This window comes from Sporolactobacillus sp. STSJ-5 (genome assembly GCF_024385605.1).
GTDB lineage: Bacteria > Bacillota > Bacilli > Bacillales > Sporolactobacillaceae > Sporolactobacillus.
Window position 1 is genome coordinate 54,457 of the sequence record NZ_JANFOJ010000015.1, and the last position, 17,963, is coordinate 72,419.

A 17,963-nucleotide genomic window follows, 5' to 3' on the forward strand; every position below is an offset into this window, starting at 1 on the left:
CTCCGTTGCGCTGAATGAAGACGCGGCTATGGAATCAAGATTTTAATTCTGTTTTTCATTCTTTTAAACTCCAATAATAAATCTTAGCTTTTCTGCTCCTCTTCTGTCATTTGACACATAAGAGACGAGCAGGAGAGCTTTTTTAGCTTTTTTGAAGCTGCCCCATTTGTCTTGGGCAATTATATTTTTTTAGGATTAACATGAAAGCAAGCTCAAGATAATATCGAATTAAACATGCCCCGATAAGTCATCTTGCTGTTGTTCTTGATGTGTTATTTTACGTCAAATTAACGTATAATAAGAACAACGATTAAAGGAGTGAGCCAATGCCGAATATTAAACCTGTTTCGGATTTAAGAAACTACAATGAAGTGTTGCGTGATGTTGCTGAAGGTGAGCCGGTCTTTCTTACTAAGAATGGAAGAGGGAGATACGCGATCATTGATCTTGCCGATTACGAGAAAACGCAAGCAACCATGAAGTTGATGGCACAGCTCGCTGAAGGCGAAAAAGCCGGACGTGATAAAGGCTGGTTAACGCTTAATGAAGTAGAAAAGTCATTGGGATTGTAACATGATCATTTCTATATCTCCCATGGCGCAAGTCGATTTAAAAGAGATCAAGAAATATATTGAGTCGGAGCTTGAAAACTCAGAAGCAGCGATTAATACGATTACCAAAATCACAAAATCCATCCACAGACTTTCTGAATTTCCTGATTCAGGAGCTCTTTTATCTTCAAAAGCGAGCATACAAATTGATTGTCGTTTCTTAATAGTCGGAAGTTATTTTGTTTTTTATCGTCATGAGCGTGATCATATCTATGTCTTGCGTGTGCTTTATGGTAGACGCGATTACATGAAAATATTATTTGGAGATTCGCATAATAATAGCTGAAAAAACAGAATAGCTGACCTATAATTAAGAAATTAATTGAATCTAAAAGTGGGCGAAGACAACGAACAAGTCAAAGGTAAAAATAGTATTCTCATGCTCTATTATTGTTCTTGTCCTTGTTGCAGTTTACTTAATTTATCTTTATCAGCACCCTATATGGGAAGGACGTTCTAAGAATTGGTCGGCACGTTATTACTATAGTTTGCCAACAAAAACGTACACAGGTTATCTATATTGGCAAAGTTCAAAGAAGATCACCGTTAATCAAACAACTCTTTATGAAAACAACAAGGTGACGGTTAACTCAAAGGATAAAATTAATGTAACAAACAGGGTCAATTTTGTAGAGTTGGATGATCCACCTTCAGATAAAACCACTTTAAAAGTTCTTGTGAAATGGAAAGATCACGGAAAACATCATAGCGATGTGGTTAGGTTATACAAAAAAAGACTCTATAAGCCTTACTATATATTTAATACGATCTAAAAGTCAGCAGTGTAGAAAATTATTGGATCTGATCTTAATTGCAGAACATAGGCAATGGATTTTGAAAATCGTTGTTTTTCTAGGGGAAAATGCTAGTGAGATTTTGTGCTTTCAGGATTGGATCGGCACAAGCAAGTTGCTTGTGCTTTTTTTTGTTCGTATGGTAAACTCCGTGTACAGAACCGCAGGAACAACGAAACGAAACAAAAATAAAGGTTCAAGCGGCACTGTTGAACCACAGGATGAAAATGAATAGATGCCAATTTTGGTCTTAGAACCAGGAAGTAATTACGGAGGTATTCATAATGAAAATTGAAGTTTGGTCAGATATCGCTTGCCCATTTTGCTACATTGGAAAGCACAGATTAGAAAAAGCGCTCAGCCAATTTCCTCATAAAGAACAAGTGGAGGTTGAATTTAAAAGCTTTGAATTGGATCCCAATGCGCCAATAAGCACCGAAAAAAGTATTTATGAGAAACTGGCAGCAAATTATGGAATCAGCATTGAGCAGGCGAAGCAGAATGTTCAAGGTGTCACTAGGCAAGCGGCGAGTGTTGGGCTGACTTTTAACTTTGATGAGATGAAACTAACAAATACGTTTAACGCTCATCGTCTGATTAAGTGGGCAAAGATTCACGGAAAAGAAGCAACAATCACGGAAAAATTGTTCCGCGCCCATTTTACTGAATCTAAGAATTTGGGGAGCTTGGAAACACTGGCTGATCTTGCAGAAGCATCAGGTTTAGAAAGAAATGAAGCTTTAACGGTTCTTCATGACAAGAATCTCTATGCAGATGATGTGCGTTCGGATGAAGATGCTGCCAGACAGTTCGGGATCAGTGGCGTGCCTTTCTTTATTATTAATCGCAAATACGCGATTTCAGGCGCACAGCCGACAGATACCTTCACCGCTGCGCTTCAGCAAGTGTGGGAAGAAGAAAATCCCGCATCGAAATTACAGATTCTTTCATCAGACAGCGGCGATGATGTATCTTGTGCTGATGGCCATTGTATCGTTCCACAGAAAAAATAAAAGAATACGGTCGAAACCCATGTTTGTGGATATGGTGCTGGGAAATTTTTGTGACCGTCTGAATAAGAAGATAGTTCCTTACTGTAATTTGATATAGATTGCAGAAAACAGAATTTGCTCAAAGAGATTATAATATCCGATGTTTTTAATCTCGAACAGTCAATCAAAGGCTAAGAAGATCGCTGTAAGAAACGAATAAGGGGCATAACATGAACCCAACCATCAAAATCATCGACTATGATCCGCGCTACGCCAAGAAAACTGTGGCGATGTGGCGGAAAAGCAAGGAGCAGGCGATTGGTCAGAAAGAAGGCCATTCGTTTGAAAATCACATCTTTTTTCTCAATCACATGTTGAATAAAGACAATGACATTAAGCTTGCCATTGAGAGCCAATCAGATCGTGTTGTCGGGCTGCTTGCCTTTAATCGGCAAGAAATTAATCAATTGTACGTACACTCAGCCTGCCAAAATCGCGGGATTGGACGGACTTTGGTAGGCTTAGCGAAAAAAGAATCCGGCGGGAGGCTTCGGCTCTACACATTCGAGGTCAATCATAAGGCGCAGCGTTTTTATGAACGGAATGGTTTTGTGGTTATTGCGCGGGGTCATGAAAATGAGGAGGGATTGGATGACCTTTTGTATGAATGGGTTGCATCACCGCCAAGGAATTGATGACATGGTTTTTCTGAGACAATTAGCTGCTAAATTGATCAAAGGCAGCTTCAAACGCATCCGCATGCTCAAGAAATACGTCAACCAGCTTCGGATCGAAATGTGAACTGCGGTATTCCTTAATAATCTGAGTAGCTTTTTCATGGGAATAAGCCGATTTATAGACGCGCTTGGATCGCAGTGCCTCATAGACATCAGCTATGGCAACGATTCGTGCGGAAAGCGGGATCTTTTCACCTTTCAGTCCGTCGGGATATCCGGTTCCATCCCATCTTTCATGGTGCCAACGTGTGAGCTCAATACCGAGCTCGAGAAATTTATTTCCCGAATACTTATCTTGCACTTGTGTGAGTGTATTTGCGCCAATCGTTGTATGTGTCTTCATCACCTCAAATTCCTCTACAGTAAGCTTACCTGGCTTAAGCAGAATTTTATCCGGTATGCCGACTTTTCCGATATCATGCAAGGGACTTGATTTATACAGGTTATCAATGAATACATCATTAATTATGGTTTTGTATTTAGGCAAACGCTGCAGATATTCAGCGAGCAGCTTGCACAGTGTGGAAACGCGTTCAACATGAAAACCGGATGTCACATCTCTTGATTCTAATAAGCGCACCAATGAGTAGATCGTAGCAATTTGAGATTCATAGAGTTCTTTTTCGTGTCTGAGGTTTCGATCAAATTCTTGTTTATAATAATCCGCAAAGAAGCCGATAACAAATGCAATAATCACATATAAGGTAAGGCGGATCATCCAGTTTTCGAGTGGCTGGCTTTGATGCAGGGAGACATCTAAGGGCATAAAGGGGCCGATGAGCAGCGCGCTGACAGCAGCATGAATCATGCCTGGCTTCTTGCCCTGTGATGCGGAAACAATGGCAATGGGCAAGTACATAAAATTGGAATAGACGTTCGACGTCCCATCTGTAAGATACACAATGAGCGTAATGAAGCAAGACAAGAAATAGCAGCTGATCAGAATAAGAGGAGGAATGCAGGCAGCATCATGATCAGCTGTTTTTAGGTTCGTGTCCATGGTTAGTCTTCCCTTTGATGTATTTTTAGCGCGCGAACATTCAATTTGTTTGCTATTCATAATATAACAAATTTTTTGCTAATAGAACAAAAATTGGCAAAAAAAATCACATAAAAAAAGCATCTCTCATGTCAAGCGACACGAGAAATGTTGGATTCACTCATTATTTTTAATGGCATCTTCATTAATATTGTGCGGTGGTACGTGTGTGAGCTGTTTTAATCGCTGCGTTCCCCACTCGTACATCAAATCAATGATCGGAATCAGGCTAAGTCCAAGCTCTGTAATTTGATAGTCAACACGTACCGGAACTTCAGGGTATACGGTGCGCGTGATCAGCTCGTCTTGTTCCAATTCGCGCAGCTGCTGTGTCAACACTTTATTGGAAGCATTCGGCAACAATTTTTTTAATTCACCGAAACGATAGATACCGTCTTTACCTAAATGATAGAGAATGACGATTTTCCATTTTCCGCTGAACATGGATAGTGTCAGTTCCTTCGCACAGCTGTAGTCTCCGGAGAGCAATTTTTCCTGGACATCTGTGCGTACTTCATCAGTCATTTTACTGCCCCATTTCAGATTCTTAGTTACCGTTAAGTTACCGAATAACAAAAAAGTGCGTACTTTAAGGAAATACAGCCCTAGTATATCATGATCTTGTAGGCATTAAAAAGAAACTAAGGAGGAACCGTTCGATGAGCAAGATTGCAATTATTGTTACCAATGATGTTGAGGACATTGAATTTACGTCACCAAAGCAAGCACTAGAAGCTGCAGGTCACGAAGTTACAGTGATCGAAAAAGAAGCCGGCAGCGAAGTGACAGGCAAGCATGGGACTAAGATTCATATTGATAAAAGTATTGACGAAGTAAAACCGGAAGACTTCGATGCTTTGTTTATTCCCGGCGGTTTTTCACCGGATCAATTACGCGTGGATCCTCGCTTCGTGGCATTCACAAAATATTTTTTGGGCTATGACAAGCCGCTTTTTGCCATCTGCCATGGTCCGCAACTCTTTATCCAGACCGGTTTGGTAAAGGGCCGTACGCTCACTGCTTATGAATCGATTCAGCCTGATCTGTATTACGCAGGAGCAGTAGTTAAGAACCAGCCGGTTGTCGTTGATCATGCATTGGTGACAAGTCGTGTTCCCGATGATCTGCCTGAATTTAATGAGGCGATTGTCAAAGCGCTTGATTGATCCGTTCTCTATGGACCAATCTGTATAAAATAAGTGCTAATACCTTTAGAGTGTCCGCTGACATCTAAAGGTGTTTTTTTTGTTATAGTGAAGGACAAGACGTCAAAACGAAAAGAACAGTTGCCTCAGCGAATGACTCAATGGCGACTGATGCATATGATCCGTTTCGAAAGGGTATGACAAGAGCAGAGTACATAGTTTTTAGAGGGGGCAATCTATGGAAACTAAATCGACTTACCAAACCATTGATGAATACATCGCGCAATTCCCTGCTGAGGTACAGGAAACACTTCAAACGTTACGAAAAGTGATCTGTGAGACAGCGCCGGAGGCAACTGAGAAGATCAGTTATCAAATGCCGACCTTCGTGCTGCACGGAAATTTGGTGCATTTTGCTGCATACGCGAATCATATTGGCTTTTATCCGACGCCGAGCGGAGTTGCCGCTTTTCAAAGTGAGCTCACCGGCCTCAAAACTTCAAAGGGAGCCATTCAGTTTCCCATTGATCAGCCGCTTCCCTATGAATTGATTCACCGTATCGTTGCGTTTCGCATGGACGAAAACGTGAAAAAGGCGGAAAGCAAAGTAAAAAGGAAGAAATGAAGCATGTGCTTCGATTACAGTTGCGGGAGGAATTTTGATGCAGAAAATTGTGCCATATCTATGGTTTGATCATCAGGCAGAAGAAGCAGCGATTTTTTACACGTCACTTTTTAAACAGTCAACGATCATGAACACATCTCGCTATGGTGATGCAGCTCCGGATTCCTCACAAAATGGGAAAATCATGAGCGTCACGTTCCAACTTGAAGGTCAGACCTTTATCGCTTTGAACGGCGGTCCGCATTTTACCTTCACACCTGCAATTTCCTTCTTCGTAAATTGTGATTCACCCGAAGAAGTGGACAGCTATTGGGCGAAACTCTCGGAAGGCGGAATCGTTCTGATGGAGCTTGGCAGCTATCCGTTCAGCAAGAAATTCGGTTGGATTCAGGATCAATTCGGTATCTCATGGCAGATGAATCTGGGTCATCGCGATCAGATGATCACCCCGTCGCTGATGTTCGTCGGGAAGCAGCATGGAAAAGCGGAACAAGCGATGAGTGACTATATCTCCCTTTTTGATCATTCGGCGATTGATCAAATCGAGCGTTATGGGTATGACGCAGGGGAGATGGCGGGAACCGTCCTGCACGCATTGTTTCACCTTGCCGGGCAGGAATTCAAGGCAATGGACAGCGGATTGGATCACGCATTTACTTTCAACGAAGCCATTTCATTGTTTGTGAACTGCGAGACTCAGGAAGAAGTCGACACCTTGTGGGACAAGCTGTCCGAGGGCGGTGTGATCGAGCAATGCGGCTGGCTCAAAGATAAATACGGCGTATCCTGGCAAATCATCCCGACTATTTTAGGTGAACTGTTGCAAGATCCTGATCCGGAAAAAGCACAACGTGTGATGCAGGCGATGCTTCAAATGAAAAAAATAGATATTGCCACTTTGAAACAAGATTAGTTTCTTTTTCTTTTCTTTCTTAGCGTTGAGGCGCTGATAAAAACGGGAATTAATGCAAGAGCACAGAATAATGCGAGATGACTAAAGCCGCGTATGATTGCCGTTTGAGCGATAGGTGCTGCGGCTGAATCTTTTACAACAATAAATTGTGTTGCCAATTCCTTTACCTTTAATAAGGTGCTTCCAGAGAATCCCCTGGAAAGAGCTGAAATCGTATGACCGGTATCAGATGTAAAGAGTTGCCCTAGAACAGCCACTCCCAATGAAGTGCCAACATTCTTACTCATGTTCAGTATTCCGGCGGCTAATCCGGATTTGTCGGGTGGAACAGAATTCATCATCATTAATGAGGTGGAAGAGACAAGAAAGGGAATACCAATTCCGCGAATCAACAAGGATGGCAGAAGCACGGTTGAGTATGAGCTTTCAGTATTTATACCGGCTGCATATATGAAACTTATACCGGTCATTAGCGCGCCAAACATGACGACAAAACGCAGTCTATCTCCGCTCTTCTGACCGATAATCCCGGCAATCGGTGTGAGGGCTGCAATTAAGCAGGTAGCAGGTAAAAAGGCAAGGCCGCCGTATAAAGGTGAGAAGCCCCAGAAATTTTGGAAGAACATGCTCCAATAGGGCTGAGAACCAAATAATGAGGCCGAAAAGAGCAGCATACTGATACAAGGCAGAGTAAAATGAATCGATTTAAATAGTGCAAAGTCAATCAACGGTTCACGTGTTCGACGTTCAAGCCGTATAAAGAAATACAAGATGACTAAGCCTGCTGTTAGGTAAAAGGCACTTTCCGACTGGAACCCTCTTTTTTCGGCTTGAGTAAAAGATAATAGGATAGAAAGTAATCCGATGGATAGAACGATGAGACCCTTCCAATCTATTTTTTTTGATGCCTTATTGTTCTGTTTCTCATGTACAAACAGAAGCGTTAAGAGGACGGTCGCAATTCCAAAGGGTACATTTATCAAGAATATCCATCGCCAATTATCTCCATGTACCAACAATCCTCCAAGCACCGGGCCGGCAACAATACCAATTCCGCCGATTCCACCGTTTAATCCTATAGCTAGACCGCGCTGCTTTTAGAAAAAGCCTACAAGAGTAAAAACAAGCACGGTACTTTTCGATGAGAAAAGTACCGTGCTTTTAATTTTCACGCCGATTAACGAGCTGTTTTCTGTTATTGAAAAACCCTCTGTAGGACAGATAACACGAAATGAATGAAGAAATCGCGGTTGTCGAGAGCAGCATGAAGGTAACCATAATTTGATATTTGATGGCTTCCATCGGTGATGTACCGGCAAGAATTAAACCGGTCATCATTCCGGGAAGCGATACGATGCCGAGTGTTTTGGCTGAATCAATGGTCGGAAGCATCCCGGTTTTTATTGAGTCGCGGATGATTTCTTTGGATGAAAGAAGAATATCTGCGCCGAGTGCGAGCTTTGTTTCGATTTCGTCTCGCTTATTTTTAAAATCGGATGCCATTTGTTTGTAGCATAGTCCAAGCGCAACCATTGAGTTGCTGATGATCATGCCGCCGATCGGAATCATCTGATAGGGCTCATAGCGGATGATTCCCGACAGAATCAGGATCAATAACGTCACAAGTGTGCCGACGGCGATGGACAAGAAGGAGATCAACAAACCTCTTTTGATGGCTCGGCCTCTTTTTGCGGCATTGTAGGAAGCATTAAAGGTCATGAACAGCAGCAAAAGAGTTGTAAATGCCGGGTTTTTATAACCGAATACAAAGTTTAAGACATAACCAACTGCGACGAGCTGGATGACCGCACGAACCACACTAATAATGGTTTCTTTTTCAAGCTTCAGCTTTTGCCAATAAGAGAAGAAAAGGGTGACAAAGACCAGTGATGAAGCGATCATCAGCGATGTGACATGGATAGTTGTTGAACCGTTCATTGGATCGCCTCCAAAGTGTGAATCTCGCCATTTTCAATAGTGAGCAGCTTATTGGCATGTTTCCTGCTTTGCTCCGTGTTATGTGTGATCCACAGAATGGTTGTCCCCTTTTGATTGAGTGATTTGACAGCCTGCTCAACGATTTCGGTATTTGCTGTATCTAAGGCAGAGGTCACTTCATCGAGAAGCAGAATTTCCGGCTTGAATAGCAAGCTGCGGATCAATGCAATCCGCTGCTTTTCGCCTCCTGAAAGGTTTTTCACTTCTTTATGTAAATAATCGTTTGCCATATGGAAGACGGAAAAAAGTTCATCGACTCGCTCTTGTTCAAAGGGAACATTTCTGACTACAAAAGGAAATTCAAGATTTTCCTTGACGTGATCACCGAATAAATAGGGCATTTGAAAGCAATAAGCAATCTGTTTCCTTAATTCCATCGGATTATAATCGTTCAGATTTTTCCCCTTAAATGAAATTGCTCCATCGGTCGGGCTGATTAAATGGCAGCAAAGCTTGAGGAAGGTACTTTTGCCGCTTCCTGACGGGCCAACAATTGAAAGAAAATCCCCAGCATCAATGCTGACGGATACGTCTTTAAGAATAGATTGATTGTCGTTGGTGAAGAACACATGAGAAAAGTCAAGAGATGACACAGAAATGCACCGCCGTTTCTAAAAGATAAATGCTTGTTTATGCACTTATCATTTTAAACTTTTTTTATGCGATGCGCTTATGCAATGTTCGGCTGTGATGCTCTAATTAGTCGCTGCCGTATCTTTCTGCGGCTTCTGCAATGGCTTTTGTTTCTTGAACGGTACCATATGGATGCTGAGGCGGTGCATAGATCGAATATAATTTGATTGGCCGATCACCAGTATTAATTAAGTTGTGCCATTTTCCGGCGGGAATAATGAACGCAAAGTCCTTGTATAATTGTCTTTGAAAATTAAGTTGATCTTGTTGATCGCCCATTGCGACAAGCCCTTGGCCATCTTCGATCCGTATGAACTGATCAAGGTGAGGATGAACTTCAAGACCGATGTCTTCGCCGACATTGATACTCATCAAGGTAAGCTGCAAATGGGATCCCGTCCATAAAGCTCTTCGAAAAGCAGTGTTTTGTTTCGTCGCTTGCTCAATATTAACGACAAACGGCTCCTGTCCGTAATCCTTCAGATTAATTGCAGTCGGTGATACATCAGATCGTGATTGATACCCCGCTCCATAGGGAAAAGGAACATACTGATTTGAAAAGTACGTATTTAGTCTCGGCACGTTTACGTAGTAAGGGTAGGGACAAGCATTGTACATGATGTTTCTTGGCGCATGTCTTAAATTAGGACTAAAGCATGTTTGATAAGGATACATCTAGGTCAATCCTTTCATAGGCTGATAACAATAATTTATGCGCTGCATGTAAAGATTGTGCGGATCAGAGGGATGCTCAATCATTTGGGCAAGATCCACAATCATTAGGTGACCCTTGATGGAGTTCGTGCGGGCACCCCTCTTCCATGGAGCATCGTAACAGGCACCCTCTACGTGCATTCCGAATGTACAAATCTACCATCTAGTTAACCCACTCGTTTTTCATGGTAATAAATTCCTAATATTTTTCTCCAAGAAGGCATAAACCGAGTGACAAAGGTGATGTAATGCTGATTTTGTTAAAAATTTAGAATTCTATAAATCTACTGAAAATAGGGAGCGAGACACAAGTCTCGTTCTTTTTTACGGGCTATGGTAGAGATTGTTGGTTGTCTATTGCTTTATTTAATAATCTATCAAATAATGGTTGGCAGGAAGCATCTCGTAAATATGTTTAGAGTGGCTATGGTTTTCGTGGCGGCCTTTATGCTGGCGATTGTGCCTGCACCGTCATTTCGGCACATGCCAAAGGTCAGGTTATGAGAAAGAGAGTGATCATACGTACATCACCAGCTCAGCGACAATCCGCGTGTGGCACCGACCGTTCGGCTGCTTGGTACTTCGACCGAACTGGGCTGGAACTCGACCAGCAAACATCCGAGCACGATCACGCTGAATAAAGATATTGATACACCTGCCTATTCGCAAATGATTCGTGATCCGAAGATTGCTAACTCGATCTGCAGTCTGACAACGATTACGATGGCGATGAATCGCATGGGAGAAAATTTACTGCTCGAAGAAACGGCTTATTATGACTATGACGGCTTTGACAAATGGGTATTCAGCTCAGCACTTGCAGGATGCTACGGCTATAAATCGTATTCCGTGTTCACCGACATCGATGGATTGAAGAAGAAAATTGCCAAAGGATATCCGGCGGCGGTCAGTGTTAAATATACAAATGATCCAACCAACACACGCTATCATTATGTGAAAGGTGCGCCTGGGACAATACCTGGTCATTTGATTCTCGTCAGAGGGCTTAGACGATTGACGGTCAGGACTATGTCATTGTCAACGATTCATTCGCATCATCCGATGATACAGCTGTTCGAAAATATAAGATCGATCAGTTCTAAAAAGCATGGGCAAACGGTGTCGCTTATATTGTTCATGACAAGGAAAAAGGTGCAGGGTACGCCGCAGCGAAACGTGTGCGTGCGTCTTCGCTGCTAACGAAACAGGAAAGCGAATACGCACTTTACGTTGGCAAGAAAAAGATCACTATTCCAGCAAACGTTACCGCAAATGTCAGCCCTCTGACTGAGCAATCTGGTACATTGGCTACACGATTTCCGATGGAAAAAAATACGAAACAGACGCGCAAAAGAAATTTTATTATACGCATGAAACAGTGGACGGCAACATTGCCCTCGATGTTAAAAAGCTGGAAGCAGATCTGAACGGAAAGCATGCGACGCTAACCTTTTATGTGCTCGGCACAGAAGGAAATAATTACGTTGCAAAAATTGAACTGAACAAAAAACATAATAGTCAATAAAACAGATGCATATCACGAATGTGTTGAACCCTCCCATTTTCAAAAAGGAGGGTTTTGTTTTTCTCAATAATTTATTCTTCCCAAGCTCAACCTGATATAACATAGGAGTCTCGAGCTAGACGAAGGGCAAATGATTATTTCAAATAACCGACAACGGTAAGTGATGAGAGCACAGACGTCCCATGTGGCGCACTCTCAATCGCCGCAGTTAGATCTTGTCCGGCTTGAACACCATGATGGCGGCCGTTATGCCAGCCGGGTGCATGCGTCACATCATAGACCTTCCCTTTGACGGCCACATAAGCAGGTTGCCCATTTTGTCCGTTGTATTTTTTCAATTCGGCTAATGTGAATGTTCGCTTATTACTCTGGTTGGAATTTGATTGACTGCTTTGATTTGTACTGTAATTTTTCTTTGTCGCAGTATTCTTATTTTTCGTCAGATAGCCAATGACCGGGACAGCAGATAAAACAGATGTCCCATGCGGCGCACTTTCAATCGCCGCAGTTAGATCCTGTCCGGCTTGAACACCGTGGTGGCGACCATTATGCCAGCCTGATGCGTGGGTTACATCGTAAACTTTTCCCTTAACGGCTACATAAGCAGGCTGCCCATTTTGTCCGTTATATTTCTTCAGCTCAACTAATGTGAATGTTCGTCTATTATTCTTGCTGGAATTCGATTGACTGCTATTCGTTGTGCTGTTATTTGTTTTTGTCACCGCGTTCTTATCTTTCGTCAAATAGCCAACTATTGGAACGGCTGCGAGAACGGATGCCCCATGCGGCGCGCTCTCAATCGCCGCAGTTAGATCCTGTCCGGCTTGAACACCATGGTGACTGCCGTTATGCCAGTCAGGTGCGTGGGTCACATCATAAACCATTCCCTTAACCGCGATGTAAGCGGGTCGTCCGTTTCTCCCGTTATATTTATTTAATTCTGTGAGTGTGAATTTCTGCTTTTTATTTAAACTGAGTTTTCCTGATTGTGACTTGTTCGCCGATTTATTCTGTGGCTGTGCGTCGAGATTTCCGCAGCCAGCTAATAAAAGCATGGCTGTGAGTAGTATATAAACTGTATATTTTTTAATAAATAGCATAATTAGAAACGCTCCTTTTACATTGAAAAATTTTCATAATGAATTTTCTTTTTTTGCACATTCAGCCTACGTAACGTTTCAATAGCCGAATCCATCATCTTCGACGGGCCGCAAATGATATAATGTGTCCGTTTCATTCGATAGTGATGGGCGGCTAAATAACGAATGATTTTTTCTCGATTCAGGTGCCCGGTTTCACCATAATCATTTGCTTCCCTTGATAAAATAGGAACAAAGGTGAAGTTAGGCATTTGTTCGGTTAAAGAAGTAAATAAATTTGGGGAAATCAGATCGCTTTTATTCGGAACGTTCCAAAAAAGAATAACGCGCCGCTTTCTGTTTCTATAGCTTAAGTCTTTTAATATGCTGAGCATAGGTGTAATGCCAATTCCTCCAGCGATGAGTACGAGATCGGATTTGGTGCGGTATGCGCTGTTTCCAAGTATCCCGTAAGGTCCCTCAATTGTCGCGTGCGTTCCAGGAGATAATTTTGGAATCGAAGAGGTGTAGTTTCCAATTGATTTGACCGTGACAGACAGATAACGCCGATCATTTGGATTGGAAGTAATAGAAAAAGGATGTTCTTCTTCTGAAATACCACCATCAAGAATTCGGATAAAAACAAACTGACCTGCTCTATATGGAGGTACATAACCTCGTTCGCGTTTGAAAACAAGAGTATGGATACTTGGCGACTCAGTTGTGATTTGTACAAGAGTATAGGGCTGACGTTTTGCAAGCTTGATTTTAATTATTTTATGGTATAGATAGCAGCCAAAGGCGATTAGAAAATAAACGGTATAAACGCCGCATATCCAGAAATTTTGCCGGTAAAAGGCACTGAATATGAAAACGTGAAGGAAAACTAAAATAATTGCGATGACGTTAGCATTGTGAATCCACACATTATATTTAAAATCAAGAATATGCTTTTTTTCAAGCCAATGTCGAATAAACCCGAGGATCCTAATTCGCCGAGTAATGAAACCGGTCATGAAAATCAGTGAGAGACCAGCGAGAACAAGGAATAGTGTGAGCGCCAGGTCGCCAAATTGACGTACCGTATGCAGATAACCGGACCATATGGCCTCCTCGAGCTGTTTGTGGAGCATCGAGAGCGTGATCGCCACAATTGCGGCGGCACCATGAAATTGGTAGAAATGATTCAACCCAAAAAATCGTTCAATAAATTTGGGACGAGCGCTGATGACAAGCTCAGCCAGCAGCCATGTGTAGGAGATGGATCCAAGGACCATAGGTAATAAATTTCTTAGTGTTTGATAGGCCGGCGGATTCGCTGCATAGACGATCCAAATTGCCGGGAGAGGGCTCAATAAATAGATAAGCAAAATCATCGCTCTCATTAGTTTTAACATGTCCTTTGTCCTCCAGTGCAGAAGGTTTGATAGATTACAATAGTAATTATAATAATTATTAAATGAAAAAATCTTTAAAGATAGATGAGAAGTTGCACAGAAAATAAAAGAAACAAGGATTAAGTTAGAAGTTTATTTTTGAGTGGGTTCAATAGAGGAAAAGATTTGTCTTTAAGTGAAAAGGAATAGATAAGAGAAACTTTGTGAGGTAAGAAGATGGGGGATGGCAGCGATGAAAGCATTATAGTTAAAAATAAAGGACAATGGAAAAAGATGAGTATTGAGGATGTTCCAAATCCTCAACCAAAACAGGGGGAAGTCTTGGTTCACACTGTTGGTTTGAATCCTGTAGACTATAAAAACTGCAACAGCAGGACATCTGCGATGGTCCTAAAGACCCTTTTGTTTCATTTTTCAATCTATGGACACATTTTCATCTTGTATCTCCATTGATGAGGGTTAATATACGTATTATTAAATAATAAGATGAAAATAAGCAGGTTCGAAGAGATGACGCTTGGTAGTGAAAGCTTGAACAGAACTGTATTTTTAACCGTCTTGTCAGGTAGCCTGCCGGAGCAAAAGTAAGTGGATGCTCTTTTGCTACGTTTCTTTGATCCAGCACAATAGGGAGATATATTAATAATATGAAGCCAAACGATAAAATCTATTGCGATTACTTGAAAATCCTGAAAGAAGAATTGATTCCTGCCACGGGTTGTACCGAGCCGATTGCTGTTGCCTATGCAGCGGCGAAAGCGCGGGAGCTGCTGGGAACTTTGCCTGAAAGCTGCACCATAACGGTGAGCGGAAATATCATTAAAAATGTTAAGAGCGTCGTTGTTCCCAATACGAATGGTTTGAGAGGCATCAGTGCGGCGGTTGCGGCCGGGGTTATCGCGGGTAACGCTTCGCGGAAGTTGGAAGTGCTGGCAGACATCAAAGAAACGGACAAAACACGTATGCTTGAATATATGGAGACCCATCCGATCACAGTTGTTCCTGCTGATAACGACATTGTTTTTTATATTGCTGCTACGCTCAAAAATGGTACGGATGAAGCAACCGTTGTGATCGAACAGTATCATACAAATATCGTCCATATGACACGAAGTGGAAAAACATTGTATGACTCGGGCTCTGGATCAAAGGAAAAGACCCGATTGACTGATCGAAGCTGTCTCAACGTTCAGGATATCGTTGATTTTTCCGACAGTGTGCGCATTGAAGACATATCAGAAGTGATTGGGCAGCAGATCGATTATAATGCTGCAATCTCTGTCGACGGTCTGAAAAATAATTGGGGGGCGAATATCGGCAAGGTGCTGCTGAGTGCTTATGGTAACGACGTGAGAACACGTGCCCGGGCTGCAGCGGCAGCAGGATCGGACGCTCGGATGGGCGGATGCGAAAAGCCAGTCGTTATCGTCTCAGGGAGCGGCAACCAGGGGATGACTGCGTCCCTTCCAGTGATTGAGTATGCAAAGGAGTTGCACGTATCCCGTGACAAGCTTTACCGTGCTGTTGTACTGTCCGATCTTGTCACAATCTATCAGAAGACGGGAATAGGCCGCCTCTCTGCTTTCTGCGGGGCGGTCAGTGCGGGCTGCGGAGCAGGTGCGGGAATCGCTTATCTTTATGGCGGAGATTATGATGTGATTGCTCACACCATCGTGAACACCCTCGCTATCACTTCGGGCATTGTCTGTGACGGGGCTAAGCCTTCGTGCGCAGCCAAAATATCAGCGGCGGTGGATGCAGGTATCCTCGGATATAATATGTACAAAAATGATCAGCAGTTTTTAAGCGGAGACGGCATCGTCACAAAAGGAGTCGACAACACAATCCATAATGTCGGCGTTCTGGCAAAAAAAGGGATGCGGCAGACCGATCGTGAAATTATAAAAATTATGCTTGGACAGACGCAGGAATGTACGAACGCGTCTGTTGATTGAAACACAAACAAAAACTTACTACACACATGAAACATCAGACGGCAACATTGCGCTTGATGTCAAGCAGCTGGAAACAGATTTGAACGGAAAAAGTGCAAAGCTAACCATTTATGTGCTTGGCACGGAAGGGAACAACTACATCGCAAAGCTTGAATTGAACAAAAATAATCACGGCCATTAAAATAAACGCATTTCACAATATTTTGCCCTCCTGGTTAAACTACCGGGAGGGTCTTGTTTTCCTTCAATACTGATTCAAGTTTTAGGGGATACAGATGCTAAAATAATAATTGAATACACTAGAGTTTGTGCAGCTTGTTCCCTAATTTCAATTAAATGATATATTAGATGTAGTAAGTAAAACAGAATGAAAGGAGCTGTTAAAATTGAAATGGGAGCAAATTCGTGAACACTATCCAGAACAATGGGTACTTGTTCAAGCAATCTCTGCCTACTCAAAAAATTCAATCCGCTATCTTGAAGAACTATCAGTCATAGCAAATTTCCCCGAATCCACTTTGGCCTGGAAAGCATACAAAAAACTACATTTAGCCGACCCTACTCAAGAATATTATATTTTTCATACAGATCATGAAACTCTAGAGGTAAAAGAACAGAAATTTATTGGAATTAGGAAACAGCTCCAATGAATATTCTTATAAAAGATGGACTGCCAATCGTATCTGTGTCACTTGCCTATAAGAGAGCTATGATTCAATTAGATGACGTACTTTTAGATACAGGATGTTCAAACACAATCTTTGATACGGATGAAGTTGAAAAAGTTGGACTTATCATAGACAGCAAAAATGGCAGACCGAAAAGAATGTATGGCGGTTGGTGGTGAAAGTGAATTGTGCTACGAGCAAATCGTAACAGATTTAGCTATCGAAAATTTTTCAATGGGTTCATTTCAGATTCAATTAGGATTGACCAAGGAGACGTATGGGTTTAAAGGAATTCTTGGAGTTGATTTTATGATGAAATCCGGCTTAATTATCGATTTTCATAAAAACGTGGCATTTAGAGAATAGAAAAAAATAGCTAACCTCACTTAGGTACGTAATGGTGAGCCTATAATAAATGACAATATCTAAACACGATGACAGGATACCAGCTTTTTTAGATGGTATTTTTTCTTTGTGAAATTGAACTAATGGTGATTATGTAAGGGGGCTTAAAAACTTTTGAACGATAGGAACTAAATTAAAAATAGTGGAAATGTCATCTGAACATTGTCGCTGTATCACAGCGTAAGTTCGTATGGTAAAATGGTTCTAAAAACCCTAAGGGGAGTTAGAACATGGGATCCGAATTAAACTCAAAATTATTTAGTGCTGCGGACCATTTACGTAGTAAGATGGATGCATCAGAGTACAAGGACTACTTATTAGGACTGATTTTCTATAAATATCTTTCGGATAAATTGCTAGAGAAAGTTGTTGAATTGGCAGATGAATCGTTAGAAAAATATGATACTCAGGATAAACAAACAGATTTGTATCATGAACTTCTGGCCGATAAAGACACGAAAAGTGATTTGATTGAAACTTTAGTTGATACGTTAGGTTATGATATTGAACCAAAATATCTATTTAACAAATTGACAGATCAAGCAAAACAAAATGTTTTTCAGTTGAATGACTTAAATAAAGCATTTATCGATTTGTCTACCAAATATGATCAGTTTAATGGTTTATTTGACGATGTCGATTTGAATTCAAAAAAACTAGGGTCAGATGATCAACAACGTAACATTACGATTACAGAGGTATTGAAGAAGCTTAATGATGTTGATGTAATTGG

Annotated in this window: 21 protein-coding genes and 1 pseudogene; 14 read left to right on the forward strand and 8 right to left on the reverse strand. The window is 41.7% G+C overall.

Annotated features, from left to right (window positions below):
• Positions 1-326: 326 nt before the first annotated feature.
• The 4 genes from NOM01_RS13230 to NOM01_RS13245 all read left to right on the forward strand — a co-directional run bounded on the left by NOM01_RS13230 (position 327) and on the right by NOM01_RS13245 (position 3,092).
• The gene (locus tag NOM01_RS13230; RefSeq protein ID WP_255748976.1) at positions 327-572 is read left to right on the forward strand and encodes a type II toxin-antitoxin system prevent-host-death family antitoxin; all 246 of its coding nucleotides are present in this window, start codon (positions 327-329) and stop codon (positions 570-572) included.
• 1 nt (position 573) lies between these two features.
• Positions 574-897, forward strand: coding sequence for a type II toxin-antitoxin system RelE/ParE family toxin (locus NOM01_RS13235; protein ID WP_255748977.1), 324 nt, complete (start codon positions 574-576; stop codon positions 895-897).
• A 792-nt stretch (positions 898-1,689) separates the two neighbouring features.
• Complete coding sequence (locus NOM01_RS13240; protein ID WP_255748978.1) at positions 1,690-2,418, forward strand: DsbA family oxidoreductase; 729 nt, start codon at positions 1,690-1,692, stop codon at positions 2,416-2,418.
• 209 nt (positions 2,419-2,627) lie between these two features.
• Positions 2,628-3,092: a GNAT family N-acetyltransferase gene (locus tag NOM01_RS13245; RefSeq protein ID WP_255748979.1), complete on the forward strand. Its 465-nt coding sequence runs from the start codon at positions 2,628-2,630 to the stop codon at positions 3,090-3,092.
• 22 nt (positions 3,093-3,114) lie between these two features.
• On the opposite strand, the gene NOM01_RS13250 is transcribed toward NOM01_RS13245, so the two are convergent.
• Together NOM01_RS13250 and NOM01_RS13255 are read right to left on the reverse strand one after the other, a co-directional pair.
• Complete coding sequence (locus tag NOM01_RS13250; RefSeq protein ID WP_255748980.1) at positions 3,115-4,134, reverse strand: HD-GYP domain-containing protein; 1,020 nt, start codon at positions 4,132-4,134, stop codon at positions 3,115-3,117.
• 156 nt (positions 4,135-4,290) lie between these two features.
• Entirely contained in the window at positions 4,291-4,698 is a 408-nt protein-coding gene (locus NOM01_RS13255) for a winged helix-turn-helix transcriptional regulator (protein WP_255748981.1), read from the reverse strand.
• 134 nt (positions 4,699-4,832) lie between these two features.
• Between NOM01_RS13255 and NOM01_RS13260 the strand changes: the two genes are divergently transcribed.
• From NOM01_RS13260 to NOM01_RS13270, 3 genes are all read left to right on the forward strand, one after another.
• Positions 4,833-5,339, forward strand: coding sequence for a type 1 glutamine amidotransferase domain-containing protein (locus NOM01_RS13260; RefSeq protein WP_255748982.1), 507 nt, complete (start codon positions 4,833-4,835; stop codon positions 5,337-5,339).
• 217 nt (positions 5,340-5,556) lie between these two features.
• Positions 5,557-5,943 (forward strand): iron chaperone, encoded by a 387-nt coding sequence (locus tag NOM01_RS13265; RefSeq protein ID WP_255748983.1) that lies wholly within the window; start codon positions 5,557-5,559, stop codon positions 5,941-5,943.
• A 37-nt stretch (positions 5,944-5,980) separates the two neighbouring features.
• A complete protein-coding gene (locus NOM01_RS13270; RefSeq protein WP_255748984.1) occupies positions 5,981-6,856 on the forward strand; it encodes a VOC family protein in 876 nt (291 codons plus the stop codon).
• Here the strand turns inward: NOM01_RS13270 and NOM01_RS13275 are convergent.
• From NOM01_RS13275 to NOM01_RS13290, 4 genes and pseudogenes are all read right to left on the reverse strand, one after another.
• A pseudogene (locus NOM01_RS13275) lies at positions 6,853-7,941 on the reverse strand (MFS transporter); the annotation flags it as partial. The gene NOM01_RS13270 and the pseudogene NOM01_RS13275 overlap by 4 nt on opposite strands.
• A gap of 76 nt (positions 7,942-8,017) precedes the next feature.
• On the reverse strand, positions 8,018-8,794 hold the full coding sequence (locus tag NOM01_RS13280) for an ABC transporter permease (RefSeq protein ID WP_255748985.1): 777 nt from the start codon (positions 8,792-8,794) through the stop codon (positions 8,018-8,020).
• On the reverse strand, positions 8,791-9,447 hold the full coding sequence (locus tag NOM01_RS13285) for an ABC transporter ATP-binding protein (RefSeq protein WP_255748986.1): 657 nt from the start codon (positions 9,445-9,447) through the stop codon (positions 8,791-8,793). Before NOM01_RS13285 ends, NOM01_RS13280 begins: the two co-directional genes overlap by 4 nt.
• Before the next feature lie 106 nt (positions 9,448-9,553).
• Positions 9,554-10,162: a cupin domain-containing protein gene (locus NOM01_RS13290; protein ID WP_255748987.1), complete on the reverse strand. Its 609-nt coding sequence runs from the start codon at positions 10,160-10,162 to the stop codon at positions 9,554-9,556.
• Positions 10,163-10,753: 591 nt separating this feature from the next.
• Here NOM01_RS13290 and NOM01_RS13295 point away from each other — a divergent pair.
• Together NOM01_RS13295 and NOM01_RS13300 are read left to right on the forward strand one after the other, a co-directional pair.
• Positions 10,754-11,401, forward strand: coding sequence for a C39 family peptidase (locus tag NOM01_RS13295; RefSeq protein ID WP_255748988.1), 648 nt, complete (start codon positions 10,754-10,756; stop codon positions 11,399-11,401).
• On the forward strand, positions 11,380-11,628 hold the full coding sequence (locus NOM01_RS13300) for a hypothetical protein (RefSeq protein ID WP_255748989.1): 249 nt from the start codon (positions 11,380-11,382) through the stop codon (positions 11,626-11,628). Before NOM01_RS13295 ends, NOM01_RS13300 begins: the two co-directional genes overlap by 22 nt.
• Positions 11,629-11,860: 232 nt before the next feature.
• Here NOM01_RS13300 and NOM01_RS13305 read toward each other — a convergent pair whose 3' ends face one another.
• Positions 11,861-12,826 carry a cytochrome b5 domain-containing protein gene (locus tag NOM01_RS13305; protein ID WP_255748990.1) on the reverse strand — a complete coding sequence of 322 codons (966 nt, stop codon included), beginning with the start codon at positions 12,824-12,826 and terminating at the stop codon, positions 11,861-11,863.
• A gap of 17 nt (positions 12,827-12,843) precedes the next feature.
• Positions 12,844-14,202 (reverse strand): ferredoxin reductase family protein, encoded by a 1,359-nt coding sequence (locus NOM01_RS13310; RefSeq protein WP_255748991.1) that lies wholly within the window; start codon positions 14,200-14,202, stop codon positions 12,844-12,846.
• A gap of 647 nt (positions 14,203-14,849) precedes the next feature.
• Here NOM01_RS13310 and NOM01_RS13315 point away from each other — a divergent pair.
• From NOM01_RS13315 to NOM01_RS13335, 5 genes are all read left to right on the forward strand, one after another.
• Positions 14,850-16,157, forward strand: coding sequence for an L-cysteine desulfidase family protein (locus NOM01_RS13315; RefSeq protein ID WP_255748993.1), 1,308 nt, complete (start codon positions 14,850-14,852; stop codon positions 16,155-16,157).
• Entirely contained in the window at positions 16,150-16,338 is a 189-nt protein-coding gene (locus NOM01_RS13320; RefSeq protein ID WP_255748994.1) for a hypothetical protein, read from the forward strand. Before NOM01_RS13315 ends, NOM01_RS13320 begins: the two co-directional genes overlap by 8 nt.
• Before the next feature lie 205 nt (positions 16,339-16,543).
• Positions 16,544-16,807: a hypothetical protein gene (locus tag NOM01_RS13325; RefSeq protein ID WP_255748995.1), complete on the forward strand. Its 264-nt coding sequence runs from the start codon at positions 16,544-16,546 to the stop codon at positions 16,805-16,807.
• On the forward strand, positions 16,804-17,004 hold the full coding sequence (locus NOM01_RS13330; RefSeq protein ID WP_255748996.1) for a hypothetical protein: 201 nt from the start codon (positions 16,804-16,806) through the stop codon (positions 17,002-17,004). The genes NOM01_RS13325 and NOM01_RS13330 overlap by 4 nt, the downstream gene beginning before the upstream one ends.
• Positions 17,005-17,460: 456 nt before the next feature.
• Positions 17,461-17,963, forward strand: a 503-nt coding sequence (locus NOM01_RS13335) for a type I restriction-modification system subunit M N-terminal domain-containing protein (protein ID WP_255748997.1), incomplete at its 3' end; no start/stop codon positions are given.

Excerpts from the sequence above, each read along its gene's own strand:
- NOM01_RS13315 (WP_255748993.1), top strand. The coding sequence starts at position 14,850 with ATGAAGCCAAACGATAAAATCTATTGCGATTACTTGAAAATCCTGAAA.
- NOM01_RS13305 (WP_255748990.1), bottom strand. The coding sequence starts at position 12,826 with ATGCTATTTATTAAAAAATATACAGTTTATATACTACTCACAGCCATG.
- NOM01_RS13235 (WP_255748977.1), top strand. The coding sequence starts at position 574 with ATGATCATTTCTATATCTCCCATGGCGCAAGTCGATTTAAAAGAGATC.
- NOM01_RS13255 (WP_255748981.1), bottom strand. The coding sequence starts at position 4,698 with ATGACTGATGAAGTACGCACAGATGTCCAGGAAAAATTGCTCTCCGGA.
- NOM01_RS13310 (WP_255748991.1), bottom strand. The coding sequence starts at position 14,202 with ATGTTAAAACTAATGAGAGCGATGATTTTGCTTATCTATTTATTGAGC.
- NOM01_RS13265 (WP_255748983.1), top strand. The coding sequence starts at position 5,557 with ATGGAAACTAAATCGACTTACCAAACCATTGATGAATACATCGCGCAA.
- NOM01_RS13240 (WP_255748978.1), top strand. The coding sequence starts at position 1,690 with ATGAAAATTGAAGTTTGGTCAGATATCGCTTGCCCATTTTGCTACATT.
- NOM01_RS13270 (WP_255748984.1), top strand. The coding sequence starts at position 5,981 with ATGCAGAAAATTGTGCCATATCTATGGTTTGATCATCAGGCAGAAGAA.
- NOM01_RS13290 (WP_255748987.1), bottom strand. The coding sequence starts at position 10,162 with ATGTATCCTTATCAAACATGCTTTAGTCCTAATTTAAGACATGCGCCA.
- NOM01_RS13245 (WP_255748979.1), top strand. The coding sequence starts at position 2,628 with ATGAACCCAACCATCAAAATCATCGACTATGATCCGCGCTACGCCAAG.
- NOM01_RS13330 (WP_255748996.1), top strand. The coding sequence starts at position 16,804 with ATGAATATTCTTATAAAAGATGGACTGCCAATCGTATCTGTGTCACTT.
- NOM01_RS13250 (WP_255748980.1), bottom strand. The coding sequence starts at position 4,134 with ATGGACACGAACCTAAAAACAGCTGATCATGATGCTGCCTGCATTCCT.
- NOM01_RS13230 (WP_255748976.1), top strand. The coding sequence starts at position 327 with ATGCCGAATATTAAACCTGTTTCGGATTTAAGAAACTACAATGAAGTG.
- NOM01_RS13280 (WP_255748985.1), bottom strand. The coding sequence starts at position 8,794 with ATGAACGGTTCAACAACTATCCATGTCACATCGCTGATGATCGCTTCA.
- NOM01_RS13260 (WP_255748982.1), top strand. The coding sequence starts at position 4,833 with ATGAGCAAGATTGCAATTATTGTTACCAATGATGTTGAGGACATTGAA.